Source organism: Thiobacter sp. AK1 (assembly GCF_039822265.1).
Taxonomy (GTDB): Bacteria; Pseudomonadota; Gammaproteobacteria; order Burkholderiales; family Thiobacteraceae; genus Thiobacter; species Thiobacter aerophilum.
In genome coordinates this window covers 32454-55656 of record NZ_JBAJEX010000003.1, presented here as the reverse complement: position 1 = coordinate 55656, position 23203 = coordinate 32454, and the positions used below count along the sequence as shown (strand labels likewise).

At 64.0% G+C, this 23203-nt stretch carries 24 protein-coding genes; 8 read left to right on the top strand and 16 right to left on the bottom strand.

The window, feature by feature from the left end; translation table 11 throughout:
* Nucleotides 1–3: 3 nt before the first annotated feature.
* The 7 genes from mgtE to V6E02_RS05165 all read right to left on the bottom strand — a co-directional run bounded on the left by mgtE (nt 4) and on the right by V6E02_RS05165 (nt 7964).
* On the bottom strand, nt 4–1446 hold the full coding sequence (gene mgtE / locus V6E02_RS05195; RefSeq protein WP_347307712.1) for a magnesium transporter: 1443 nt from the start codon (nt 1444–1446) through the stop codon (nt 4–6).
* 112 nt (nt 1447–1558) lie between these two features.
* Entirely contained in the window at nt 1559–2443 is an 885-nt protein-coding gene (locus tag V6E02_RS05190; protein WP_347307711.1) for a septal ring lytic transglycosylase RlpA family protein, read from the bottom strand.
* Nucleotides 2440–3534: a rod shape-determining protein RodA gene (gene rodA, locus V6E02_RS05185; protein ID WP_347307710.1), complete on the bottom strand. Its 1095-nt coding sequence runs from the start codon at nt 3532–3534 to the stop codon at nt 2440–2442. Before rodA ends, V6E02_RS05190 begins: the two co-directional genes overlap by 4 nt.
* The gene (gene mrdA / locus V6E02_RS05180) at nt 3527–5434 is read right to left on the bottom strand and encodes a penicillin-binding protein 2 (protein WP_347307709.1); all 1908 of its coding nucleotides are present in this window, start codon (nt 5432–5434) and stop codon (nt 3527–3529) included. The genes rodA and mrdA overlap by 8 nt, the downstream gene beginning before the upstream one ends.
* Entirely contained in the window at nt 5431–5970 is a 540-nt protein-coding gene (gene mreD, locus V6E02_RS05175; RefSeq protein ID WP_347307708.1) for a rod shape-determining protein MreD, read from the bottom strand. Before mreD ends, mrdA begins: the two co-directional genes overlap by 4 nt.
* Entirely contained in the window at nt 5957–6844 is an 888-nt protein-coding gene (gene mreC, locus V6E02_RS05170) for a rod shape-determining protein MreC (protein ID WP_347307707.1), read from the bottom strand. Before mreC ends, mreD begins: the two co-directional genes overlap by 14 nt.
* 76 nt (nt 6845–6920) lie before the next feature.
* Nucleotides 6921–7964, bottom strand: a complete 1044-nt coding sequence (locus tag V6E02_RS05165; protein WP_347307706.1) for a rod shape-determining protein — start codon at nt 7962–7964, stop codon at nt 6921–6923.
* A gap of 133 nt (nt 7965–8097) precedes the next feature.
* Between V6E02_RS05165 and gatC the strand changes: the two genes are divergently transcribed.
* The 3 genes from gatC (at nt 8098) to gatB (ending at nt 11349) form a co-directional block, all read left to right on the top strand.
* The gene (gatC, locus tag V6E02_RS05160) at nt 8098–8385 is read left to right on the top strand and encodes an Asp-tRNA(Asn)/Glu-tRNA(Gln) amidotransferase subunit GatC (RefSeq protein WP_347307705.1); all 288 of its coding nucleotides are present in this window, start codon (nt 8098–8100) and stop codon (nt 8383–8385) included.
* A 73-nt stretch (nt 8386–8458) separates the two neighbouring features.
* Nucleotides 8459–9913: an Asp-tRNA(Asn)/Glu-tRNA(Gln) amidotransferase subunit GatA gene (gene gatA / locus V6E02_RS05155; protein WP_347307704.1), complete on the top strand. Its 1455-nt coding sequence runs from the start codon at nt 8459–8461 to the stop codon at nt 9911–9913.
* Between the two features lie 2 nt (nt 9914–9915).
* Nucleotides 9916–11349: an Asp-tRNA(Asn)/Glu-tRNA(Gln) amidotransferase subunit GatB gene (gene gatB / locus V6E02_RS05150; RefSeq protein ID WP_347307703.1), complete on the top strand. Its 1434-nt coding sequence runs from the start codon at nt 9916–9918 to the stop codon at nt 11347–11349.
* A gap of 1 nt (nt 11350) precedes the next feature.
* On the opposite strand, the gene V6E02_RS05145 is transcribed toward gatB, so the two are convergent.
* Nucleotides 11351–12004, bottom strand: a complete 654-nt coding sequence (locus tag V6E02_RS05145; RefSeq protein ID WP_347307702.1) for a DUF4124 domain-containing protein — start codon at nt 12002–12004, stop codon at nt 11351–11353.
* Nucleotides 12001–12657, bottom strand: a complete 657-nt coding sequence (pyrE, locus tag V6E02_RS05140) for an orotate phosphoribosyltransferase (RefSeq protein WP_347307701.1) — start codon at nt 12655–12657, stop codon at nt 12001–12003. The genes V6E02_RS05145 and pyrE overlap by 4 nt, the downstream gene beginning before the upstream one ends.
* 22 nt (nt 12658–12679) lie before the next feature.
* Here pyrE and V6E02_RS05135 point away from each other — a divergent pair, with 22 nt between their 5' ends.
* The 3 genes from V6E02_RS05135 to V6E02_RS05125 are packed head-to-tail and all read left to right on the top strand — an operon-like array spanning nt 12680 to nt 15420.
* Nucleotides 12680–13459, top strand: coding sequence for an exodeoxyribonuclease III (locus tag V6E02_RS05135; RefSeq protein ID WP_347307700.1), 780 nt, complete (start codon nt 12680–12682; stop codon nt 13457–13459).
* A complete protein-coding gene (locus V6E02_RS05130) occupies nt 13446–14762 on the top strand; it encodes an AmpG family muropeptide MFS transporter (protein ID WP_430626773.1) in 1317 nt (438 codons plus the stop codon). Before V6E02_RS05135 ends, V6E02_RS05130 begins: the two co-directional genes overlap by 14 nt.
* Complete coding sequence (locus V6E02_RS05125; protein WP_347307699.1) at nt 14755–15420, top strand: sulfite exporter TauE/SafE family protein; 666 nt, start codon at nt 14755–14757, stop codon at nt 15418–15420. The genes V6E02_RS05130 and V6E02_RS05125 overlap by 8 nt, the downstream gene beginning before the upstream one ends.
* A 7-nt stretch (nt 15421–15427) precedes the next feature.
* On the opposite strand, the gene V6E02_RS05120 is transcribed toward V6E02_RS05125, so the two are convergent.
* The 5 genes from V6E02_RS05120 to V6E02_RS05100 all read right to left on the bottom strand — a co-directional run bounded on the left by V6E02_RS05120 (nt 15428) and on the right by V6E02_RS05100 (nt 18488).
* Complete coding sequence (locus V6E02_RS05120; protein WP_347307698.1) at nt 15428–15859, bottom strand: DUF4426 domain-containing protein; 432 nt, start codon at nt 15857–15859, stop codon at nt 15428–15430.
* Nucleotides 15860–15906: 47 nt separating this feature from the next.
* Complete coding sequence (metW, locus tag V6E02_RS05115) at nt 15907–16500, bottom strand: methionine biosynthesis protein MetW (protein WP_347307697.1); 594 nt, start codon at nt 16498–16500, stop codon at nt 15907–15909.
* Nucleotides 16497–17642: a homoserine O-succinyltransferase MetX gene (metX, locus tag V6E02_RS05110; RefSeq protein ID WP_347307696.1), complete on the bottom strand. Its 1146-nt coding sequence runs from the start codon at nt 17640–17642 to the stop codon at nt 16497–16499. Before metX ends, metW begins: the two co-directional genes overlap by 4 nt.
* A gap of 79 nt (nt 17643–17721) precedes the next feature.
* Entirely contained in the window at nt 17722–18090 is a 369-nt protein-coding gene (locus V6E02_RS05105) for a hypothetical protein (RefSeq protein ID WP_347307695.1), read from the bottom strand.
* A gap of 161 nt (nt 18091–18251) precedes the next feature.
* On the bottom strand, nt 18252–18488 hold the full coding sequence (locus V6E02_RS05100; RefSeq protein WP_347307694.1) for a DUF3567 family protein: 237 nt from the start codon (nt 18486–18488) through the stop codon (nt 18252–18254).
* A 197-nt stretch (nt 18489–18685) separates the two neighbouring features.
* On the opposite strand from V6E02_RS05100, the gene V6E02_RS05095 reads away from it, so the two are divergent.
* Entirely contained in the window at nt 18686–19444 is a 759-nt protein-coding gene (locus V6E02_RS05095) for a tetratricopeptide repeat protein (RefSeq protein WP_347307693.1), read from the top strand.
* A gap of 15 nt (nt 19445–19459) precedes the next feature.
* Here the strand turns inward: V6E02_RS05095 and V6E02_RS05090 are convergent, their stop codons facing one another.
* Together V6E02_RS05090 and V6E02_RS05085 are read right to left on the bottom strand one after the other, a co-directional pair.
* Nucleotides 19460–20443, bottom strand: a complete 984-nt coding sequence (locus V6E02_RS05090) for a 2Fe-2S iron-sulfur cluster-binding protein (protein ID WP_347307692.1) — start codon at nt 20441–20443, stop codon at nt 19460–19462.
* 40 nt (nt 20444–20483) lie between these two features.
* Nucleotides 20484–21125 (bottom strand): thioredoxin family protein, encoded by a 642-nt coding sequence (locus V6E02_RS05085; protein ID WP_347307691.1) that lies wholly within the window; start codon nt 21123–21125, stop codon nt 20484–20486.
* On the opposite strand from V6E02_RS05085, the gene V6E02_RS05080 reads away from it, so the two are divergent.
* The gene (locus V6E02_RS05080; RefSeq protein ID WP_347307690.1) at nt 21124–23202 is read left to right on the top strand and encodes a putative bifunctional diguanylate cyclase/phosphodiesterase; all 2079 of its coding nucleotides are present in this window, start codon (nt 21124–21126) and stop codon (nt 23200–23202) included. The two genes, V6E02_RS05085 and V6E02_RS05080, sit on opposite strands and share 2 nt — an antisense overlap.
* The last annotated feature ends 1 nt before the right edge of the window (nt 23203 follow it).

Below are 23203 nucleotides of genomic sequence, written 5' to 3'. Positions count from 1 at the left end.
ACTTTACAACAAAAATAGCGTCGCAAGTCCCAGGAAGATGAAAAATCCCCCGCTGTCGGTGATGGCGGTGATCATGACGCTGGATCCCACCGCCGGATCGCGTCCCAGCTTGTACATGACCATGGGAATCAGCACGCCCATGGTGGCCGCCAGCAGCAGGTTGAGGGTCATGGCCGCGGTCATCACCAGGCCCAAGGCGACGTTGTCGTAGAGCCACCAGGCGATCAAGCCGATCACCGATCCCCACAGCAGGCCGTTGACCACGGCCACACCCAGTTCCTTCCATAGCAGCTTGCGGGCGTTGGTGTCTTGCACCTGGCCCAAGGCGAGGGCGCGCACGATCATGGTGATGGTCTGGTTGCCGGAATTGCCGCCGATGCCGGCGACGATGGGCATCAAGGTGGCCAGCGCCACCAGCTTTTCGATGGTGCCTTCGAACAGGCCGATCACGCGGGAAGCAACGAAGGCCGTGACCAGGTTGATGGCCAGCCACGTCCACCGGTTTTGCACGCTTTTCCACACCGGCGCGAACAAGTCCTCTTCCTCGCGCAGACCAGCCAGGTTGAGTTTTTCGGCCTCCGATTCCTCGCGGATGAAGTCCAGCACGGCATCCACCGTGAGACGGCCGATGAGATGACCTTGCGCGTCCACCACCGGCGCGGTCACCAAGTCATAGCGCTCAAAGGCCTGGGCCGCCTCGTGCGCATCGTCTTCCGGGTGGAACACCACCACGTCCTCCGCCATCACCTCCCGCACCGTCTGTTCCGGTTCCTCGGTGAGTAGGCGCTTCAAGGGCAAAACGCCCTTGAGGACGTTGTTGCGGTCCACCACGAACAGCTTGTCAGTCTGGTCCGGCAGCTCCTTCAGGCGGCGCAGGTAACGCAAGGCAGTTTCCAGGGTGACGTCCTCGCGGATCGGCACCATGTCGAAATCCATGAGCGCGCCGACACGGTCCTCCTCGTAGGACAGGGCGGACTGCAGGCGCGCCCGGTTTTGCACGTCCAGCGAGGCGAGCAGCTCCTCGATGACGTCCTTGGGCAGGTCTGGCGCCAGGTCGGCGATCTCATCCGTGTCCAGGGTTTCGGCGGCAGCGAGCAGCTCCTCCGAATCCATGTGCTTGATGAGGGTCTCGCGCACCGCATCCGAGACCTCCAGCAGGATTTCGCCGTCGCGTTCCGCCTTGACCAGATCCCAAACCTTGAGCCGTTGCTCAAGAGGCAGGGCCTCAAGGATGTAGGCCACGTCGGCGGGATGCAGCTCATCCAGCTTCTTTTGCAGGGCCGCCAGGTTCTGCTTGTGGACGAGGGATTCCACCAGCTCGTGACGCGGCATTGCCTGCTTGTGCACCAGGGACTCGACGAGCTCGGCCTTGCGCAGGAGTTCCTGCACCTCGTGCAGGGACGCCTGGACGTTTTCGTGGGGTTTGCCATCCTGGACGACGGTCATGGGGCGAGGCAGGGCAGAGGCGGCAAAAGGCCAAATTCTAGGGAGAGGTGGGGGAGCCGTCCACGCTTATTTGCGCGGAGGCGCGATGCGCTTTAGTGAGCCGGCCTGGCTTTCACCGGATCACCAAGGGTGCGAGCTCGGTGAGGCGGCGCACCAAGGCCGCGGCTTCGTCGGCCTCGCTGCGACTTGCGAAAGGGCCTGCGCGCAGACGCACCACGCCTTCGCCTTCCACTAGGCGCAACCGGTCGGCAAGCGCTGCCACCTGGACTTTGACGCGGCTCAACATCTGCTCCGCGTTGCTAGCCAGGCTGAAAGCACCCAGCTGCACCCACCAGGCCGCGTCGTCTGTCTCGGCCGCGGTGGCGATGGCATTGTTATTCCAGTTCGCTGGATCGATGCTCTCCACCCGCACGCGGCCGCTGCCGGTGCGTACCAGCCCCAGCTTGTAAGCGGCGGTGTAGGACAGGTCGATCAGACGGTCGCTGTGGAAGGGCCCCCGATCATTGATGCGCACGATCACCGACTTGCCGTTGGCCAAATTGGTCACCCGCGCGTAGCTGGGGATGGGTAGGGTGGGATGGGCGGCGGTCATGGCATACATGTCGTATGGCTCGCCGCTGGAAGTACGCGCCCCATGGAACTTGCGTCCATACCAGGAGGCGATACCCTCCGCCACATAAGGCCGTCCACTCACGTCCGGGACGTAGGTGCGGCCGAAGACGATGTAGGGATTGTTGGCGAAGCGGTGCAAGGGTTCCGCTTTGGGCTCGGCGTCCGGGATGCGCTCGAGGTCGGCAGGCGGGTTGTCCCCGGGGCCGTCGTCTTGGTAATAGCCCCCCGGGCGCGCCACGGCTGGCGTGGGTTTCTCGGACGCGATCGCACCCCCGCCGGAGGCGGCGCGCGGACTCGGTGCGGGCGCGCTGGCGCAGCCGGCCAGAAGCAACAAAGCCAGCGCGAAGCCGCTTGCTGCTCGCCTGGAAGGATGCGCCCGCCTCATGTCTTCACCAGTCTCCGGTGGGTGGCTACGCTCATCAAAATACCAAAGCCCATCAGGAGCGTCACCATCGCTGTGCCCCCATAGCTCACAAGGGGCAACGGCACGCCTACCACGGGCAGGATGCCGGATACCATGCCCATGTTCACCACGGCGTAGGTGCCGAAGGTGAGGGTGATGCTGCCCGCCATCAGGCGGCCGAACAGGGATGGGGCGTTGCCAGCGATCAACAGTCCCCGGGCGAGGATGGCGAAATAGAGAGCCACCAAAACCAGGATGCCCATTAGCCCGAACTCCTCCCCCAGCACCGCGAAGATGAAATCGGTGTGGCGCTCCGGCAGGAAGTCCAGATGGGCCTGGGTGCCGTGTAGCCAGCCCTTGCCCAGCAGGCCACCGGAGCCGAGGGCGATGGTGGACTGGATGATGTGATAGCCTGCCCCCAAGGGATCTTGGCTGGGGTCGAGCAGGGTCAGCACGCGCTGCCGTTGGTAGTCGTGAAGCAAAGACCAGACCACCGGCAGCATGGCTGCGCCTGCCACCGCCAGCCCCAGGATTACCCGCCAGCCAATGCCCGCCAGGAACAACACGTAGAAACCGGAGGCCGAGATGAGTAGCGCCGTGCCCAGGTCCGGCTGCTTGGCAATCAAGGCCACCGGCAGCGCGAGGATCACCGCGGCCACGACGAAGTCCCGCAGGCGCAGCCCCTTCTCGTGCTTGTCCAGATACCAGGCAAGCATGAGCGGTACCCCGATCTTCATCAATTCCGATGGCTGGATACGGGTTATGCCCAGGTCTAGCCAACGGCGCGCGCCCTTGCTCACCTCGCCAAACAGCGCCACCGCCACCAACAGTAGCAGGCCCACGAGATAGGTGGGCAGGGCGAAACGCATGAGATGCTGGGGCGGCACATTGGCCACCGCCCACATGATGGCGAGCGCGAGCAAGATGTTGAGCATCTGGTTCACTACACGGGCGGTGTCCTGGCCCGAGGCGCTGTAGAGGATTCCCAGTCCCAGAAGCAGTACGGCTCCCACCAGGGCGAGCAGCACGCCATCCACGTGGCGCGCGCTGCGCGCCAACCAGCGTCTAATCATCCCCGTTCTCCTGCGCGCCTTCCTCGGTGGCAGCGGCACCGGCCGGACGCTTGCCCAACAGGTAGTAGTCGAACACGGCGCGGGCGATGGGGGCGGCGGTGGAGCCGCCGTGGCCGCCGTTTTCCACTAGCACCGCGACGGCGATCCGGGGATCCTCGGCCGGCGCGAAGGCGATGAACAAGGCATGGTCGCGGTGGCGCTCCGCCACCCGGCTCTCCACGTATTTCTCCCCCTGCTTCATGCCGATCACCTGGGCCGTGCCGGTCTTGCCCGCCATCGTGTAGGGCGCGCCTGCCCCGGCGCGGGCTGCGGTACCGCCGGGACGGGTCACGTCCACCATGGCCGCCTTCACCCGCTCGAGGTTCTCCGGGTTCACCGGCAACTCGGAGATAAGCTCCGGTTTCACCGGGGTTACCGCGCCGGTCTTGGCGTTCTGGATCTCCCGCACCAGGTGTGGCCGCATCTCGCGGCCGCCATTGGCGAGGGTGGCCACCGCAACCGCGAGCTGCAGCGGCGTGGCCAGCATGTAGCCCTGACCGATGCCCACACTCACCGTGTCGCCCACGAACCACTTCTGCTTGAAGCGCTTCCATTTCCATTCCTGGGACGGAAGCAGGCCGGCACGCTCGCCTTCGATGTCGATGCCCGTCTTGCGGCCAAAACCGAAGTGAGCCATGAAATCGTGGATGGCGTCGATGCCCATATCCACCGCCAGCCCATAGTAGTAGGTATCGCAGGAAACGACGATGGACTTGTGCAGATTGACCATGCCGTGGCCGCCGGGCTTCCAATCCCGGTAGCGGTGACTGCTGCCCGGGAGGCTGAAATAGCCCGGGTCGGCGATGGTATAGCTGGGGGAACGTTTCTTGAGCTCCAGTGCCGCCAGGGCCATGAAAGGCTTGAAAGTGGAGCCCGGCGGATACATGCCATGCATGGCACGGTTGATCAGGGGCTTGTCCGGCGAATCGTTGAGCGCCTGCCAGTTCATGGGGTCGATGCCGTCGATGAAGAGGTTGGTGTCGTAGCCAGGCTTGGACAGAAAGGCGAGCACACCGCCGGTGCGGGGATCGAGGGCGATCAGCGCTCCACGGAAACTGCCGAAGGCCTGCTCTGCCACCTGCTGGAGTTTCAGATCCAGGTGCAAGGTGAGATTGTTGCCGGAAATCGGTGGGGTACGCGACAGGGTGCGCACTGCGCGGCCTGCGGCATCGGTCTCCACCCGCTCGAAACCGGTGGTGCCGTGTAGCGCCTGCTCGTAGCTTTGCTCCAAGCCTGCCTTGCCGATGTAGTCGGAACCGCGGTAGTTGGGCAACAGCTCCATCTCTTCGAGCCGTTTCAGATCCGCATCGTTGATCCGGCCGATGTAGCCCACCACGTGGGAAGTGATCTCTCCCTGGGGATAGTGCCGGAACAGGCGGGCGTGGATGTCCACCCCAGGGAAGCGGTAGCGGTTGGCCGCGAAGCGGGCGATCTCCACGTCATTGAGGCGAGTGCGGATGGGCAGTGTCTCGAAGTTCTTGCTCTCTTCCAGCAGCTTGCGGAAGCGCTTGCGATCCCGGGGCGTGATCTCGATCAGTTCGGCCAGGGCGTCAATGGTCTTGTCCAGTCCCCCTTCCACCTTGCTTGGCGTGATCTCCAGCGTGTAAGCGGAATAGTTGTGGGCGAGCACCGCGCCATTGCGATCCAGGATCAATCCGCGGTTGGGCACGATGGGCACGATGGAGATGCGGTTCTCCTCGGCTAGCGTATGGTAGTGCTCGTACTGCAGGACCTGTAGCCAGAAGGCGCGGGCGAGCAAGACGAAGAACAGCACCAGGGCGATGCTCGCGGCCACCGCCAGCCGGATGCGGAAGTAATAGAGTTCGCGCTGGTGGTCGCGGATCTCCGGTCGGCGGCTCATCGCGAGGCGGTACCGTAAGGCGGTGCCGCGGCCGGCGGCCTGCGCTGGGGCAGCTGCAGCACCAGGGTGAGGAGCGGCCAGAGCACGGCAGCCGTGAGGCTACCGGCGAAGTAGAGCCAGCCGGGAAAGGCCGCGCCGAAGGCGAGCCGGATCAGCAGCATGGTGAGCTTGAGCAGCAGCATGAATCCCAGCACGTAGAGCGCCTGCTGCCAGGGATTGAAGGTCTGCAGCCGCCGGTGCGTAAGCCACGCGGCGTAGCCGATGAGTACATAGCCCAGGGCGTGCTGGCCAAACAACACGCCATCGGCGATGTCCATGACGAGCCCCAGGAACCAGGCGCTTGCAAGGCCCACCCGGCGTGGGTAATGGATCATCCAGTAGAGGAGCACCAGCGCGACCAGGTCTGGCCACAACAGCACCGCTATGCCATTCCATGGCAGCAGATTGGCCATAAGCGAAAGCGTCAGAGTCAGAACGATGAAGCGTGTGCGCGGCGGACGCGCGAGCACCGAGCGAGGGGGATTAGCGCTTGCCACGGCTTACCTCCACGGGCTGGGGGCGGGGCGGCGGCGCGGGCGCGAGGCTCGCCAGCACCAGTACCTGGCGATGCCGATCAACGCCGGCCACCGGCAGACAAGTGATGCGCGCGAAGGGATAGGCGGCGTTGCGTTCCACGCGCAGCACCGTCGCCACTGGTAGTCCCGGCGGATAGATGCCGTCGAGGCCCGAAGTAACCAACTGATCCCCAGGCTGCAGATCCGCATGGATGGGCATGAAGGGCACGGTAAGGCTACCGTCCTGCCCGCTACCGAACACCACCGCGCGCAGTCCGTTGCGCAGGTTCTGCACCGGCACGGCCTGGTTTTTGTCGGTGATCAGGGTGACTTCGCTCACGCCGGGATAGACCCGGGTGACTTGCCCGACTACGCCCACCTCGTCCACCACCACCTGGCCCGGCACCACGTGATGGAGGCTGCCCCGGTCAATGATGATCTTGCGCGCGAAGGGATCACGTTCCGAGTAGAGGATCTCTGCCAGCGTAACGCGAGTGCCATAGCGTTCGCGTGCCTTGAACAGAGCGCGTAGATGGGCATTTTCCGCCTGTAGCGCCTGGAATTCCATGAGCTGCCCGGAAAGCCGCAGACGTGCTTCCTTGAGCTCGTCGTTTTCCAGCCGCAACCGACCTTGGGTGACGAAGAATGCCCCGACCTGGCCAGCCAGGCGCACAGGCGCGTTCACCGCGTGCTGGAGGGGGTTGACGATCACCGCCAACACCTGGCGCAGGGGATCGAGGTAGCCGAAGCGGGCATCGGCCAGCATCAGAATGACGGACGATAGGGCGAAGATGGCGAAGCGGGTGGCCGGCTTGAGGCCGGTCTTGAAGAAGGGTGGCGGGGTGGTGTCGGTCATTCGTTATGGTGCTTGGCCAGAGAGGTCCGCCCCCTCTCTCCGGGCTGTCTCCCGTGCCGGGAGAAGGAACACTCGCTCAATCGTTGGTGAAGACCGTGGACAGACGCTCCATTTCCTCGAGCGCCCGTCCGGAACCACGCACCACACAGGTGAGCGGATCCTCGGCCACGATCACCGGTAGCCCGGTCTCTTCCATGAGCAGGCGGTCCAGGTCGCGCAACAGCGCGCCGCCGCCGGTGAGCACCATGCCCTTTTCGGCGATGTCCGCCCCCAGTTCGGGTGGGGTCTGCTCCAAGGCAGACTTTACCGCAGAGACGATGTTGTTCAAGGGATCGGTGAGCGCTTCCAGGATTTCGTTGCTGGAGATGGTGAAGCTGCGGGGAATGCCTTCGGCCAGGTTGCGGCCTTTCACTTCCATCTCGCGTACGTCCGAGCCGGGGAAGGCGGAGCCGATCTCCTTCTTGATCTGTTCCGCGGTAGATTCCCCGATCAACATGCCATAGTTGCGGCGGATGTAGTTGATGATGGCTTCGTCGAACTTATCCCCCCCCACCCGAACCGAGGCGGAATAGACGATGCCGCCTAGGGAGATCACGCCCACCTCGGTGGTGCCGCCGCCAATGTCCACCACCATGGAGCCGGTGGCTTCCGCCACCGGTAGCCCGGCGCCAATGGCAGCCGCCATGGGTTCCTCGATGAGATAGACCTGGCGCGCGCCGGCGCCGATGGCTGATTCGCGGATGGCGCGCCGCTCCACCTGGGTGGAGCCACAGGGCACGCAGATGATGATGCGCGGGCTGGGGCCGAACAGGTGCGAGCCATGGATCTTCTTGATGAAGTACTTGAGCATCTGCTCAGTGATGGTGAAATCGGCGATCACGCCGTCCTTCATGGGCCGAATGGCGGTGATGTTGCCGGGTGTGCGGCCCAGCATCTGCTTGGCCTCGATGCCCACCGCCTGGATGGTCTTCTTGGCCGTGGGCCCGCCTTCGTGACGGATGGCCACCACGGAGGGTTCGTCCAGCACGATGCCCTTGCCACGCACGTAAATCAAGGTGTTGGCCGTGCCCAGGTCAATGGCCAGGTCGCTGGAAAAGTAACCACGCAGGAATCCGAACATGTCTCGCTACCGTGAAAGGATGGGGCAGGACTCGCGCACCGGGAAGACGCAAGAAGGAGGCGACAGCCTGCTCGAATAAAGGGCTTATGATACCCTATAGGGCTTCATTCGTTAACGGAAGCCGGTGAAATCCATGTCATTTTCCGCAGCCGACGTAAAACGCGTCGCCCACCTCGCCCGCATCGAGATCACGCAGGCCGAGATCGAACCCGTGCTCGCCCAGCTTTCCAACATCCTGCACCTGGTGGAACAGATGCAGGCGGTCGACACCGAGGGCATCACGCCCATGGCCCACGCCCAGGACATCGCCTTGCGCCTGCGCGAGGATGAGGTCACCGAGCCTGATCAGCACGAGCTGTTCCAGTCAATCGCCCCGCAGGTGGAAGCCGGGCTGTATCTGGTGCCCAAGGTGATCGAGTAATTCCCCTGTGCGCGGGGCGCCGCGCCCGGCTTTCGAGGTGGGCGGGGCACGCCATTCGAGATTTGGATCCGACATGATCAACAGCAGTCTGAAAGAACTCGCCACTCAGCTCGCCGCCCGCAAGATTTCCAGCCGCGAACTCACCGAGCTGTTCCTTGCGCGCATTGAGGCCCACAACCCCGAGCTCAATGCCTTCATCACCGTGGACCGGGAGAAATCCCTGGCCCAAGCCGATGCCGCCGACAATCTGCTGGCGACGGGGGGGGCTGGGCCGCTCACCGGCATCCCCGTGGCCCAGAAGGATATTTTTTGCGCCAAGGGTTGGCTTACCACCTGTGGCTCGAAGATGCTCGCCAATTTCGTGGCGCCTTATGATGCCCACGTGGTGGAGCGGATGAACGCCGCGGGCATCGTCAACCTGGGCAAGACCAACATGGACGAGTTCGCCATGGGCTCATCCAACGAGACGTCGTATTTCGGCAAGGTGAAGAACCCCTGGGATCGCGCGGCGGTGCCGGGCGGCTCCTCCGGCGGCTCGGCGGCGGCGGTGGCGGCGCGCCTTGCGCCAGCGGCCACCGGCACCGACACCGGCGGCTCCATCCGCCAGCCGGCGGCCCTGTGCGGCATCACTGGCATCAAGCCCACCTATGGCGTCGTCTCCCGCTATGGCATGATCGCCTTCGCTTCTTCCCTGGATCAGGGCGGCCCCATGGCCAAGAGCGCCGAGGACTGCGCGCTCTTACTCAACGTCATGGCCGGTTTCGATCCGCGCGATTCCACTAGCCTGGACCGCCCCGCCGAGGATTACACACGGCTTTTGGAGCAGCCGCTGGTCGGGTTGCGCATCGGCCTGCCGAAGGAATATTTCGCCGAAGGGCTGGCACCGGACGTGGCAGCGGCGGTGGAGGCGGCCATTGCCGAATACAAGAAGCTGGGTGCCGAGGTGGTGGAGGTGTCCCTGCCCAATACGCGCCTGTCCATTCCGGTCTATTACGTGCTCGCGCCGGCCGAGGCCTCCAGCAACCTGGCGCGTTACGACGGGGTACGCTACGGTTACCGGGCGCCGGCGTACGACGATCTCATGGACATGTACAAGAAGACCCGTGCGCAGGGCTTTGGGTCGGAGGTGAAACGGCGCATCCTGATCGGCACCTATGTGTTGTCCGCTGGGTACTACGACGCCTACTACCTCAAGGCCCAGAAGCTGCGCCGCCTGATCGCCCAGGACTTCAGCGAGGCCTTCCAGCGCTGCGACGTGATCATGGGGCCCACCTCGCCCACCCCTGCTTTCGATTTGGGCGAGAAGGCCGACGATCCAGTGGCCATGTATCTGTCCGACATCTACACCATCGCGGTGAACCTGGCAGGACTTCCTGGCATGTCCATTCCTGTGGGTTTCGGCAGCAAAGGGCGGCCGGTAGGCCTGCAGATCATCGGCAATTATTTCTCGGAAGCGAAAATGCTCAACGTCGCCCATCAGTACCAGAAAGCGACCGACTGGCACACGCGCATGCCGGAGGGAATCTAGTCATGGAATGGGAAGTGGTCATCGGGCTGGAGGTGCATGCCCAGCTCTCCACCCGTAGCAAGATTTTTTCCGGTGCCGCCACACGCTATGGGGCCGCGCCCAACACCCAGGCCTGTGCGGTGGACATCGCCCTGCCTGGGGTGCTGCCGGTGCTCAACAAGGGAGCGGTGGAGCGGGCCATCCGCTTCGGCCTGGCTATTGGCGCGCGAATCAACCGCGAGTCGGTGTTCGCTCGCAAGAATTACTTCTACCCGGATCTGCCCAAAGGTTACCAGATCAGCCAATACGAGCGGCCCATCATCGAGGGTGGCAGCATCACCATCGCCGTGGGGGATCAGGAGAAGGTCATCCGCATCACCCGTGCTCATCTTGAGGAGGATGCCGGCAAGTCCCTGCACGAGGATTTCCACGGCATGACCGGCATTGACCTGAACCGCGCCGGCACGCCGCTCTTGGAAATCGTCTCCGAGCCTGACCTGCGCAGCGCGGAAGAGGCAGTGGCCTATGCTAAAGCCCTGCACGCCCTGGTGCAGTATCTCGACATCTGTGACGGCAACATGCAGGAAGGCTCCTTCCGCTGCGATGCCAATGTCTCGGTGCGGCCCAGGGGCAGTGACGCCTTCGGCACCCGCTGTGAGATCAAGAACCTCAACTCTTTCCGCTTCCTAGAGAAGGCGATCGAATACGAAGCGAGCCGGCAAATCGAGATTCTCGAAGCGGGTGGCTTCATCGAGCAGGAAACCCGCCTCTATGATTCGGACCGTGGCGAGACGCGCTCCATGCGTTCCAAGGAAGAGGCCTTCGACTACCGCTATTTCCCGGATCCGGACCTTATGCCCTTGCGCATCCCGGAGGAAATGATCGAGTCTATCAGGGCCAGTCTGCCGGAGCTGCCCCATGCCAAGCGCAGCCGCTTCATGAGCCAGTACGGGCTATCTGCCTACGACGCGGGCGTGCTCACCACCAGCCGCGCCATGGCTGCCTATTTCGAGGCGGTGGTGGCGGAAGTGGGTGCTGCCCATGCCAAGGTGGCGGCCAATTGGGTGATGGGCGAGCTTGCCGGGGCACTCAACCGCGAGGGTCGCGAGATCAGCGTGAGCCCCATTTCGGCCGCGCAGCTCGCCGGTCTAATCGCGCGCATCCTAGACAACACGATTTCGGGCAAGATCGCTAAGGAAGTGTTCGAGGCCATGTGGGCGGGCGAGGGGGATGCCGACACCATCATCGAACGGCGGGGCCTGCGTCAGATCACCGACGCCGGCGCCCTGGAGCGGTTGGTGGAGGAAGTGATCGCCGCCAACCCCAAGTCGGTGGAGGAATACCGCGCCGGCAAGGACCGCGCCTTGAACGCCTTGGTGGGTCAAGTGATGAAGCGCACCCAGGGCAAGGCCAATCCCCAGCAGGTGACCCAGCTCCTTAAGGCCAGACTGGGCTGAATTAGGGCGCTGCAGCCCCCGCGGAGGCGGGGGCCAGCCCTTTTAGCTCCAGAAAGCGCTTGCGGTCGGCGGCGAAGCGGGCCCGGATGGCGTCCTTCTCCTGATTGGCCTGGGCGATACGCGCGCGTAGCTGGTCGATTTCTTCCTGGGCCTGGCTGAGGTCCGCCGATAGGTCCGGTGGCACGGGACGCTGGCGCGCGCGAAAGCCAGCCGCCTGCTTCTTCAAAGCGTCGAGCCGGCCCTGCATCGACTTCATGCGCAGCTCATGGGCCTTGATCTGCACGTCCACTGCCTCCAGGTTGCGGCGTTCCGCCAGATCCAATTCGTCCACGGTGGTGTAGCTTGCCAGCAGTGCCTTGTCGCGCCGCCGCTGCGCCTCGACCTTTTCCCGCGCCTCGCGCTCGCGCGCCTGCGCTGCCTTAAGTGCCTGGAGCTGCTCCGTGGTGGGGGCCGGTGGGGTTTCCTTGATTACCCGGCCGCTCTTACTGAGCTCCGCGTTGCCCTGGCGCGCGTATTCGGGAGGCAGGGTATCGCCGTAATGCACCTTGCCCTGGGCATCCACCCAGCGATACAGCTGCTTGGCGGCGAGCGCACCGTGCGGCAGGAGGAACAACGCGAAAAGCAAGGGCGCGCTGGCGACGGATCTCGATTTCATGGTTTGGGCAGGCCCTCGATGCCGTATTGCTCACGATAGGCCAGCACCCGCGCCAGATCGGCCGCGTGCGCCGGCTGCCGGCGCAGATAGGCGATCAGGTCGTCAAGGGTGGCGATGGCGATCACGGGCATGCCGTAGTCCCGTTCCACCTCCTGAACCGCGGACAGGGTGCCTTGCCCCCGTTCCTGACGGTCCAGGGCGATGACCACGCCGCAGGGCGTGGCACCCTGCTTTCGGATCAGATGCACCGATTCGCGTACCGACGTGCCGGCCGAGATCACATCATCGGCGATGAGCACCCTTCCCTTGAGGGAAGCGCCCACGATTTGGCCGCCTTCGCCATGGTCCTTGGCCTCCTTGCGGTTGAAGGCGAAGGGCAGGTTGCGACCCATTTCGGCCAGGGCGATGGCGAGGGCAGCCACCAGAGGGATGCCCTTGTAGGCGGGACCGAACAGCATGTCGAAGGCAAGCTGCGACGAGAGAATAGCTTTCGCGTAAAATCGGCCCAGCTTGCCCAGGGACGCGCCGTCGTTGAACAGCCCGGAATTAAAGAAATACGGGCTTGAGCGCCCGGCCTTGGTCTTGAATTCGCCAAACAGCAGGACCTGTTTCTGCACCGCGAATTCGATGAATTCCTGCCGGAAATCTTCCATGGCATCGAGTGAGTAAGACGTCTTGCGGATTATAACCGCGAACCTCAACGGCATCCGGTCTGCCGCCGACAAGGGTTTCTTCCAGTGGCTTGCGCGTCAGCGCGCCGACGTGGTGTGCGTGCAGGAGCTCAAGGCCCAGGCCACCGACTTGACCCGCGAGATGCTGCAGCCGGACAAATTGTTCGGCTATTTCCATTACGCCGAGAAGAAGGGCTACAGCGGCGTCGGACTCTACAGCCGGCGCCAGCCGGATGAGATCATCGAGGGGCTGGGGTTACCCGACATCGACGCCGAGGGGCGCTACCTGGAGGCGCGCTTTGGCACATGGAGCGTGGTCAGCCTCTATCTGCCTTCGGGATCCGCATCCGAGGCGCGCCAGCAGGCCAAGTTCAATTTTCTTGCGCGCTTTCGGCCACGGCTCGACGCCCTGCGCGCAAGTAGCCGCGAGGTGGTGATCTGCGGTGACTGGAACATTGCCCACACCGAGAAGGATCTGAAGAACTGGCGGTCCAACCAAAAAAACTCCGGCTTCCTGCCAGAGGAACGCGCCTGGCTCAGCCAGGTGCTCGCTTCCGGCTGGGTGGATGTCTATCGGCACCTGTATCCGGAGGCGGAAGGCGAGGGCTATACCTGGTGGAGCAACCGTGGTCAGGCCTGGGCTAAGAACGTGGGCTGGCGCATCGACTACCAAATCGCCACGCCCGGCATCGCCGCCCGTGCCCTCTCGGCGCGGGTGTACAAGGCGCAGCGCTTCTCCGACCATGCGCCCCTGATCGTGGATTATGAGGATGCGGCGGCCTGAGGCGCATCCCTGGCGCATGGCGCTTTGTGTCTATGGCCATCCGCGCGTGCTGGCGATGCTGTTCCTGGGCTTCTCGGCGGGGCTGCCCTTGCTGCTGGTGCTGGGGACCCTCTCTTTCTGGTTATCGGAAGCGGGTGTCTCCCGCGCCACCATCGGTCATCTCTCCTGGGTGGGTCTGGCCTGGGGGCTCAAGTTTCTCTGGTCTCCTCTCGTCGATCGCCTGCGCCTGCCTGTGCTCACCCGCCGGCTGGGGCGGCGGCGGGCGTGGCTGCTCCTCTCCCAGCTGACCATCGCTGCGGGACTCTGGGGCCTTTCCCGGAGTGACCCGGCGCTCGCGCTCGGGCCCACCCTCGTGTTCGCCATCCTCGTGGCGGTCGCCTCGGCCACTCAGGACATTGCGCTGGATGCCTGGCGCATCGAGGCGGTGGAGGTGCAACGCCAGGGCGCCATGGCGGCCAGCTACCAGACCGGCTATCGCCTCGCCATGATCACCGCCGGCGCGGGCGTGCTCTGGATTGCGGCCGCCTTCGACCTCAATGAGGCGCGCTATGACGTTCATCCCTGGCAGGTGGCCTACTCGGTGATGGCGGCGTTGATGGCGGTGGGCATCGTCACCACGCTGGCGATTCGCGAGCCGGAACATTCGCCGCTGCCGCCCGCCATCCGTGAGCTGGGATTCGCACGCTGGCTTTACGGCAGTTTCTTAAGCCCCTTCCTTGAATTCTTCGCCCGCTTCCGCTGGCACGCGCTGATCATCCTCGGGCTGATCGCTCTTTATCGCATCTCGGACGTGGTGATGGGGGTGATGAGCAATCCCTTCTATCACGAGATGGGCTTCACCAAGGACGAGGTAGCGACGGTCTCCAAGGTGTACGGCGTTTTCATGACGCTAGCCGGCGCTGGACTGGGTGGGGTGCTGGTTGCGCGCCTGGGTGTCATGCGCACCCTCTTCCTCGGCGCGCTTCTATCGGCAGCCACCAATCTGCTGTTCGTCTGGCTCATCGCACGCGGCCACGACCTGGGCGCGCTAGTATTCACCGTCTCTGCGGATAACTTGTCGGCGGGTGTAGCCTCCAGCGCCTTCGTGGCTTATCTCTCGGGCCTGGTGAATCAGGCCTACTCCGCCACCCAATACGCCTTGTTCACCTCGATCATGCTGCTTCTCCCAAAATTCCTCGCCGGCTTCTCGGGCGAATTCGTCGATGCCTTCGGCTGGACCGCCTTCTTCACGGGCACGGCCATGCTAGGCTTGCCGGTGCTCATCTTGGTGTGGCGCGCGGGCCGGGTGGGATCCCATGCCTGAACTTTCCCTGCTGGCGGCGGCCCTGGTGGGGCTGATGGGGGGCGTGCATTGCGTGGGCATGTGCGGGCCTCTGGTAACGGCCTTCGCGCTTCAACGCCCAGGGAAAGAGCCGCGCCTGCTTTTACATCTCAGCGCCAACCTGGGACGGCTCGTCTCCTATACCTTGGCTGGAGCCGTAGCGGGCGGGCTGGGTGAAAGCAGCCTGTGGCTGAGGCAGCTATTCCCTGTCGAGCAGCTGCTGTTTGGCCTGGCCCAAGTCATGCTGGTGCTCTTGGGCTTGTATCTGGCCGGCTGGAATCGCTGGCTGCTGCACGTGGAGCGAGCGGGGAGCGTGGTGTGGCGGCGACTGCAACCGCTCTTCACCCGCGTGCTGCCCATCGAGCGCCCCGGCCAAGCCTTTCTCGCCGGCCTTCTGTGGGGGTGGCTGCCCTGTGGGCTGGTCTATAGCGTGTTGATCGCCGCCCTCGCCAGCGGTAGTCCCACGAGCGGCGCATTGACCATGCTCGCCTTTGGTCTGGGCACGCTGCCCAACCTGCTCGCCATGGGTTGGTTCGCCAACCGCCTGGCGGCGTGGGTGCGGCGACCGGTGGTTCGCAGGACGGCGGGTCTGGCCGTGCTGGGGCTGGGACTTGTGGGCCTTGCCCGGCTCTTTTTCTGAACGCGCCCTATTGATAGAAAGCCTGTTCGAACTCGAAGTTCAGGGGCTGGCTCATTCCTTCAGGCTGGGCGCTCACCTTGAACTTGAGCTTCTGCGGCGGGGTGATGCGGAACTCGCCAATGTAGTAGATCGCCGTGCCCTCAACGATCTCCCGTACCGGCACGTCGATGCTCTGACCGGTGAGGGTGGGCAGCACCACCTTGACGCGCGCTCGCACTGGCTGGCTCACGCCCAGGGGTGTCTTCTTCAGCACCGACAGGGTGAGCATGCCCCGGTTGCGGGAGCGTTCGATCTTGTAGCTCTTGGCCACGTCCGGCAGCAGCTCGTCGGTGGGCATGGCGTTGTAATGGATCTCCACGTCGCGAAAGCGAGCGGCCTGTTCGGCACGAAGCGGCAGGGCGAAGAAGAGCAGGGCAAAGGCGGCAAGCAGTTTGTTCATGTCGCATCTCCTCCTGGAACGGCTGATCTTCTCAATATAGCCGGCTTTCAGCGCCGTGCCTGCAACCGGTAGACCGCCAGACTGCCCAGCAGATTTGGAAGCAGGCGCACCCGGCGACCGCGATGCAATACCAACCGCTCCAAGATCTCTACCCCGTGGGTAGCGCAGAAGTGCTCGAAGTCCTTGAGGGTGCACAGGTGGATGTTGGGGGTGTCGTACCACTGATAGGGCAGGTCGTGGGAGACCGGCATGTGGCCGGCCAGGACTTGCAAGCGGTGATTCAAGTGGCCGAAATTGGGGAAGCTGACGATGGCTTCCCGCCCCACCCGCAGCATCTCGCGAATGATCTCCTCCGTGTGACGCATGGCCTGCAGGGTCTGGGACAGGATCACGTAGTCGAAGGAATGGGAGGCGAAGGTGGACAGGCCGCTTTCCAGGTCGCTCTGAATGGCGTTGACGCCGTTTCGCACGCAGGCGGCGATCTTCTCGTCGGCGATCTCCACACCATAGCCGAAGGCGTTGCGGCTCTCGCGCAGGTAGCGCAGCAGGCTGCCATCGCCACAACCCAGATCCAGCACCTTGGCACCCGGGCGCACCCAGGCGCCGATGGCTTCGAAATCGGGGCGCACACTGGCGTTCATAGGGCGATATTCCCCATGTAGGTGCGCACCACCTCGTGGTAATAGGGGTCCACCATGAGGAAGGCGTCGTGGCCGTGGGTGGATTTCACCTCGGCATAGGTAACGTTGCGCTCATTGTCCAGCAGCGCCTTGACGATCTCCCGGGAGCGCTCGGGTGCGAAGCGCCAATCGCTGGTGAAGGCAATCACCAGGAAGTTGGCCTTGGCCGGCGCCAGCGCCTCGGACAGATGGCCGCTTTCGTAGTGGTGGGTGGGATCGAAGTAGTCCAGCGCCTTGGTCATGAGCAAATAGGTGTTGGCATCGAAGCTGGCGGCGAACTTATCTCCCTGATAACGCAGGTAGGACTCGATCTCGAACTCCACGTCATAGCCGAACTGGAAAGTGCCGGAACGCAGGATGCGGCCGAATTTGGTGCCCATCACGTCGTCCGAGAGATAAGTGATGTGGCCCAGCATGCGCGCAAGCCGCAAACCGCGCTTGGGGGTGACGCCGTAGGCGTAGTAATCACCGCCGTGGAACTCGGGATCGCTCAGGATGGCCTGACGGGCCACGTCGTTGAAGGCGATGTTCTGGGCGGTGAGCTTGGGGGCGGCGGCGATTACCAGACAGTGGCGCAGGCGGTCGGGATAGGTGATGCTCCACTGCAACGCCTGCATGCCGCCCAGGCTGCCGCCCACCACTGCAGCGAACTGCTCGATGCCGAGCCGATTAGCCAGCCGCGCCTGGGTTTCCACCCAGTCGTCCACGGTCACCAGCGGGAAGCGCGAGCCCCAGGGCTTGCCGGTCTCCGGGTTGATGCTGGAGGGGCCGGTGGAACCGTGACACCCTCCGAGATTGTTGACGCCAATGACGAAGAAGCGGTTGGTGTCGATGGGTTTGCCTGGCCCCACCATGTTGTCCCACCAGCCTGGATATTTATCATGTTCCGTGTACCGCCCCGCGACGTGATGGTTGCCGGAAAGGGCGTGGCAGATGAGCACCGCGTTGGAACGCGCCGCGTTGAGCTCGCCGTAGGTCTCATAGACCAGCTGATAGCGCGGGATAACCGCTCCGCTGCGCAGGGCGATGGGCGTGTCGAACTGCGCCGTCTGCGGCGTGACGATGCCTACGGAAGTGCTGGCCTGGGCCGGAGGGCTGGTCATGGGGTGAAGGAAAAAACAGCGCGGATTATAGCCGCTTAGCCGCGAGACGTCCCGCGCGGTCTACGCGGCGTGGCGGCCCTCAGGCGCCAGCGTTGCGGCGGCTACGGCGGCGGTCGGTGGAGCTGTCGCGTGGGCGTTTGGACCAGTCGCGCCGGTCCGGCGTCTTGCGCCGGTCCAGTTCCGGCGGAAAGTTTTCCAGCAGTTTGGCGAGGTAGCTTTCAGCTCCTTCTTGCAAACGCCGCTGACCCTCCGGGGTGGCCATCAGCTCGCGGATCTGCTCCGGGGTGAAGGTGTGGTTGATGGCTTTCTGCCAGGCGAGCATGACGTAGCGCTGGACGGTCATGCGCTGCTCCGGCGTGCCTTCCATCTCGATGCCGTCATCGCCATCCTCGACCAGGGAAAACTCGATCCCGCTCGGGCCGATCCGGTAGTTGTATTCCAGCTTCATCCTGGGGCTCCCAGCGCCTTGCAAAAATCGCGAAATGCGCCCCTCCGGGGCGATCGGCCATGATAGCACCCGGGCACGCGCCATCGTCAAGCGCCGGGCGTGGGGAAAAACAAAGCCCCGGTCAACCCGGGGCGAAACAGGATTGGATTGGTGAGAGGGAATCAGTGGTAGATCAGACGGTGGGTCATGAGCGCGTCGAAATTGCCAATCACCCCTTCCACGTCTTCTTCCGTGGGATTGCTGTTGCGCAAACCCTCGATGGACTGGCGGAACACGCGCGCCATTTCCCCACTCAGGAACACGCCCGTGCCGAGCCGGGTGTTCAAAAGCTCGAAGCCGTTCAGCTCGGGGTATTCCAGCACCTGGTATTGATCATTGGCGAACACCAAATTCATCATCTGCGACCTCCTTGAAGCAATTTGCTTCGCTGCTCATTAGATGGTGCGCGACAGGGAAAATTCAACCCAGATGAGGAAGGTCATGTGGCGGGCGGTTCATTGGGCGCACGCCGGCCTACTGGATATTTTGGGTTGAACCCACCTCAAGGACTGGGCGGAGCCCTCAACATTTTGCCGCACCTGCCGTAAATGGGCGCATGAAGAAAAATTCCCGCTCCGCCCAGGCCATCCTGCGTGCAAACCAGCAAAATGCCTTGTCCGTCGCCGCCCTGGTGGACGAGGGTAACCGCCTCATGGAAGCAGGCGAGCATCGCGCCGCGCAGGCGGCGTTCCAGTCGGCGGTAGACGTGCTGCTGGCCTCGCGTAGCCGGGACGACAAACGTCTGGCCATTGCCCGCTACAACCTTGCCCGCGCCTTCGCCGCCCAAGGCAAGACCGAGCGCGCCATGTCCGAATACCGCGCCGCCCTGACCCTGCGGCCGCGCTTTCCCGAGGCGCAGAACAACCTGGGCATGCTGCTCATCGATGCCGGGCAGTTCGAGGAGGCGGCCGAGCTGTTCCGCCGCGCGCTTGCCACAGACCCCCTATTCGCCTCGGCCCATTACGGACTGGGGGTCGCGCTGCAGAACCTAGGGCAGACGCAAGAGGCGGCCTTCTGCTATCAGCGGGCGATCACCCTGAAGCCGGATTTTTACGCTTCCTGGGTGAACCTGGGGCTCATCTGCTACGCCCTGGGTTCACCCGAGGTGGCGGTGCATTGCTTCAACGAGGCCATTGGTCTGTGCCCGGGAAATGCCGAGCTCTATTTCCAACTGGGGCTTGCCTACATGGCCCAGGAACGGTTCGCGGATGCGGCGCGGGCCTTCTCTCGCGCGGTGGAATTTCAGCCGGACTACACGTTGGCGCGGGATGCCCTGGAAGAGGCACTCTACTTCAAACTCGCGGCAAAGCCCTGAAGGAGCGATGCCTCCTCACACGACTGCCGCGGCCAGCTGCCCCGCCGGCAAGCCCTGTTCCATGAGACGCGCGCAGGCGCGCGAGGCGAAGCCCTGGGGACCCGCCACGTAGGCCTGGAAACGGCTCAAATCCGCGTGCTCGGCAAGGATGGCGGTGAGCACCTCGTCCGGATTGGGATCCTCCAGGTTTTCCGCCAAAAGCTCTCGGTAATGGAACTGATCCAGGGCATCTTCCCAGGAGCGGCACCAGTTGGAGAGATAGTGGCCGCCCGCCACGGTGGCGAGCCAGTAGAGATAGAGCGGTTGCGCCCATTCCAAGGAGACGGCGTGCTCCAGCAAACTCTTGATGGGCGCGAAGCCGCTGTTGCAGGCGATGAATAGCAGCGGTCGGCGCGCGTCCTGGCGCAGCACGAAATCCCCCACTGGTCCATAGACGGTGACGCTGTCGCCCACTTTCATGCCCCCAAACACCCGTGCCGCGAACCGGTCGTCCGGCAGGTTGCGCACGTGGAACTGCAGGTTGCGGTCGTCGCAGGGGCAGCTGGCGATGGCGTAGACGCCGGCATCGTCTCCGACCGCCAGGGCTACACTCTGGCCGGCCAGGAAACGTAGGCGCTGGCTGCGTGGCGTCTGCAGGTGCAACAGGCGCACTTTGTCTGTGAGGGGCGTGATGGCCTTGACGCGCGCGACGATTTCCTGGAACTGGATCTCGTCTGCGCGGGTCGCCACCCCTGCTTCCAGCACGACGTCGCTTGCTGCCGTGTGGGCGCACATGAGGAGCCACCCCTGGCTTTTTTCCGCTTCGGGAAACACGTAGTCCTGATGGCGGGTGCGCTCAACCTGCCCCGATAGCAGGCGCGCGCGGCACAACCCGCAGTTGCCACTACTGCAGCCGTAGTTTATGGCCACTCCGGCGCGCAGCGCGGCTTCTAGCAGCGTGTCGTGGCCGACCACCTCGAATACGTGGCCGCTGGGCAGTAAACGGACCTGGAAGGGCATGGTTAGGGGGCTTTTTTTAATGCTAGCTTAAAGCCGGGAATCAGGCGTGCCTTACCGCTTCGCGGGCGATCTCGCGAACCTCGGGATCCGGATCGTCCAGGAGGGAGGTGAGGGCCGCCCGCGCCTCGGGGCCGCCGATCAGGGAAAGGAAATGGGCGATGTCCGCGCGATCGCGGGGCTGTGCCGTAGGCAGGGCGGCGATCAGGGGTGCCGCCATGGCCTGGGTGAACGTCGTGCCCTGGAACTCCTCCAGGACCGCGCCGATGCCCAGGCGCACCGCCATGCTTGCCTTGGGGTCGGTCACCAAGGCTGCCAGCACCGCAGCGCGGGCTGGATCCTCGCGGATGAGGGCTTCCACTCGGTCGCGCCGACCAGACTTGAGCATCTCGAAGAAATAAGGGCGCAGGCCCTGGTCCGGTTGCGCGGCGAGCTGCGCCCACTGGCGCAGCTCGGCTGGCGTCATCTGGCCCTCGAAGCGCAAGGCGCCGAGGGCGAGCCATGGCACGCTTCTCACCCCCAGGGCCTGGGCCCGTTCCGGCTGGCTGGCAGCGTCCACCACCTCCAGGGTTGCGAGGAGGCCTTCGTCGAGCAACTTTTCCAGAAGGCGCTTCATGCCGGGACAATGGGGACAACCGGGCAAGGTGACGAGCAGGGCGGCGGGGGGATGGAGATTTTCTGGCATGGCTCTCAAGTGGGGCAGTGCCCCTGCCGCTACTGTGGTCATGGCGCGCGATCCACGATTTTTGCCATCCCCAAAGGGCGAGCCGGGCCGGGACAGTGGGCAGGGGATTTCCAGCGGTATTGTAGCCGGCTTTTTGGTGGTGCTCGTGCTTCTCGGTGCGCTTACCGTCCTTGCACTGCACGCGGTGACGGAGGCCAACCAGCGACTGGAACGCATTGCCGAGAACCACAACGTCAAGACTGAGCTCGCCACCACTATGCACAACGCCTTGCGCGAGCGGGCGCTGGCCATGCACGCGATGCCCATCATTACGGACGCCTTCGAGAAGGATGCCATGGCCCAGTATTTCCACGCCCAGGGGGTGGTGTACATGGAGGCGCGCGCGAAACTCCAGAACATGCCTCTTTCCCAGGCGGAGCAGACCATCCTCGCCCGCATTGCCGCGCTAACCCGCGAAGCACAGCCAGAAGTGGAACGGGTGGTGGACATGGCCACCTTCACGGATGATTCCGACGCGATATTCGAGCGCATCCGCAGCGTGGCCATGCCGCGTCAGCGGGCCATCGCGCGTGAGGTGAACCAGCTGATTGAGCTACAGCGCGAGCAGACTGCCAAGGCGCTCGCGCAGGCGCGAAGCTCCTATCAGGCGGTGCGCACGCTGCTTTTGGCCCTGGGCACGGCGGCGGTTCTGGTGGGGTTGACTGTTGCCGCCTTCGTAAGCCGACGGGTGGCGCATCAGGCAGGGCTGCTGGCCAGGCAGGCCCTCTATGACCCTCTTACCGGCCTTGCCAACCGCTGTTTGCTGCAGGACCGATTGAGCGGGGAGATTGCCCAGGCGCAGCGGCAAAGCACATCCTTCGGCGTCGTGCTGTTGGATCTGGACCATTTCAAGGAAGTCAACGATACCTTGGGCCATGAGGTGGGTGACGAGGTGTTGCGAGAAGTGGCGCGGCGGCTGGTGGGCACCGTGCGCGGCGAAGATACCGTGTCACGCCTCGGCGGCGACGAATACGTGCTTTTGCTCCATGGGCTGGCGGAAAAGAACGCCCAAGTGGTGGCGCTGAAAATCCTCGCCGCCCTGGATCGCCCTTTCGTGTGGCAGGGCAATCTTATCGACCTGGGAGCAAGCCTCGGGGTCGCTCTCTATCCCGCTCATGGCGAGGATGCCAGCAGCCTGATTCGCTGCGCCGACATCGCCATGTATGCCGCCAAGCGCTCGGGGCGTGGCTGGGCCCTGTATTCTACGGAGCAAGATCGCCTCGGTCGCGCGGACCTGTCGTTTAGGAGTGAGCTGCGGGAGGCGATCCGCAACGACGAACTCGTTCTCCATTACCAGCCCAAGATCGACCTCCACACGCGGCGCGTGGTGGGATTGGAGGCCCTGGTGCGCTGGGACCATCCCGTGAAAGGCTTTCTGTCGCCGGACCGCTTCATTCTTCTGGCGGAGCAGGCTGGACTGATCGGCGCCCTCACCGAGTGGGTGCTGGAGCGCGCCCTGCGCGATCTGGTGAGGTTGCACCACGATGGGCATCTTTTGCACGCGGCAGTGAACCTGTCTGCACGTAGCCTGCATGACCTGGGGTTGCCGGCAAGCATCGAGACCTTGCTTGCCCGTGCGGGCATGGCGCCCGATCATCTCATGCTGGAGATCACGGAGAGCGCCGTGATGGCCAACCCCAGCGACAGTCTCGCCATCCTCACGGAACTGGATCGCATGGGGGTGAGACTAGCCATCGACGACTTCGGCACCGGCTATTCGTCGCTGGCCTACCTCAAGCGTCTGCCGGTGGATGAGGTCAAGATCGACAAATCCTTCGTGCTGGATTTGGCCACCAACGAGAGTGATGCCGTGATCGTGCGCTCCACCATCGATCTGGCTCACAACCTGGGTCTTAGCGTCACGGCAGAAGGCGTGGAAACGCAGGACATCTGGGACACCCTAACGATACTCGGCTGCGACTGCGCCCAGGGCTACCACATGGCCCGTCCCATGGGCCTTAACGCGCTGCGCCAGTGGCTACGCACTTCGCCCTGGGCGGGTGGGGAGAACGCCGCGAGCCAAGTGCTTTCCCCCTAGC

Coding starts and splice junctions, on each gene's coding strand:
- mgtE (WP_347307712.1), bottom strand. CDS start 1,446: ATGACCGTCGTCCAGGATGGCAAACCCCACGAAAACGTCCAGGCGTCC.
- V6E02_RS05190 (WP_347307711.1), bottom strand. CDS start 2,443: ATGAGGCGGGCGCATCCTTCCAGGCGAGCAGCAAGCGGCTTCGCGCTG.
- rodA (WP_347307710.1), bottom strand. CDS start 3,534: ATGATTAGACGCTGGTTGGCGCGCAGCGCGCGCCACGTGGATGGCGTG.
- mrdA (WP_347307709.1), bottom strand. CDS start 5,434: ATGAGCCGCCGACCGGAGATCCGCGACCACCAGCGCGAACTCTATTAC.
- mreC (WP_347307707.1), bottom strand. CDS start 6,844: ATGACCGACACCACCCCGCCACCCTTCTTCAAGACCGGCCTCAAGCCG.
- V6E02_RS05165 (WP_347307706.1), bottom strand. CDS start 7,964: ATGTTCGGATTCCTGCGTGGTTACTTTTCCAGCGACCTGGCCATTGAC.
- gatC (WP_347307705.1), top strand. CDS start 8,098: ATGTCATTTTCCGCAGCCGACGTAAAACGCGTCGCCCACCTCGCCCGC.
- gatA (WP_347307704.1), top strand. CDS start 8,459: ATGATCAACAGCAGTCTGAAAGAACTCGCCACTCAGCTCGCCGCCCGC.
- gatB (WP_347307703.1), top strand. CDS start 9,916: ATGGAATGGGAAGTGGTCATCGGGCTGGAGGTGCATGCCCAGCTCTCC.
- V6E02_RS05145 (WP_347307702.1), bottom strand. CDS start 12,004: ATGAAATCGAGATCCGTCGCCAGCGCGCCCTTGCTTTTCGCGTTGTTC.
- pyrE (WP_347307701.1), bottom strand. CDS start 12,657: ATGGAAGATTTCCGGCAGGAATTCATCGAATTCGCGGTGCAGAAACAG.
- V6E02_RS05130 (WP_430626773.1), top strand. CDS start 13,446: ATGCGGCGGCCTGAGGCGCATCCCTGGCGCATGGCGCTTTGTGTCTAT.
- V6E02_RS05125 (WP_347307699.1), top strand. CDS start 14,755: ATGCCTGAACTTTCCCTGCTGGCGGCGGCCCTGGTGGGGCTGATGGGG.
- V6E02_RS05120 (WP_347307698.1), bottom strand. CDS start 15,859: ATGAACAAACTGCTTGCCGCCTTTGCCCTGCTCTTCTTCGCCCTGCCG.
- metW (WP_347307697.1), bottom strand. CDS start 16,500: ATGAACGCCAGTGTGCGCCCCGATTTCGAAGCCATCGGCGCCTGGGTG.
- metX (WP_347307696.1), bottom strand. CDS start 17,642: ATGACCAGCCCTCCGGCCCAGGCCAGCACTTCCGTAGGCATCGTCACG.
- V6E02_RS05105 (WP_347307695.1), bottom strand. CDS start 18,090: ATGAAGCTGGAATACAACTACCGGATCGGCCCGAGCGGGATCGAGTTT.
- V6E02_RS05100 (WP_347307694.1), bottom strand. CDS start 18,488: ATGATGAATTTGGTGTTCGCCAATGATCAATACCAGGTGCTGGAATAC.
- V6E02_RS05095 (WP_347307693.1), top strand. CDS start 18,686: ATGAAGAAAAATTCCCGCTCCGCCCAGGCCATCCTGCGTGCAAACCAG.
- V6E02_RS05090 (WP_347307692.1), bottom strand. CDS start 20,443: ATGCCCTTCCAGGTCCGTTTACTGCCCAGCGGCCACGTATTCGAGGTG.
- V6E02_RS05080 (WP_347307690.1), top strand. CDS start 21,124: ATGGCTCTCAAGTGGGGCAGTGCCCCTGCCGCTACTGTGGTCATGGCG.
- V6E02_RS05085 (WP_347307691.1), bottom strand. CDS start 21,125: ATGCCAGAAAATCTCCATCCCCCCGCCGCCCTGCTCGTCACCTTGCCC.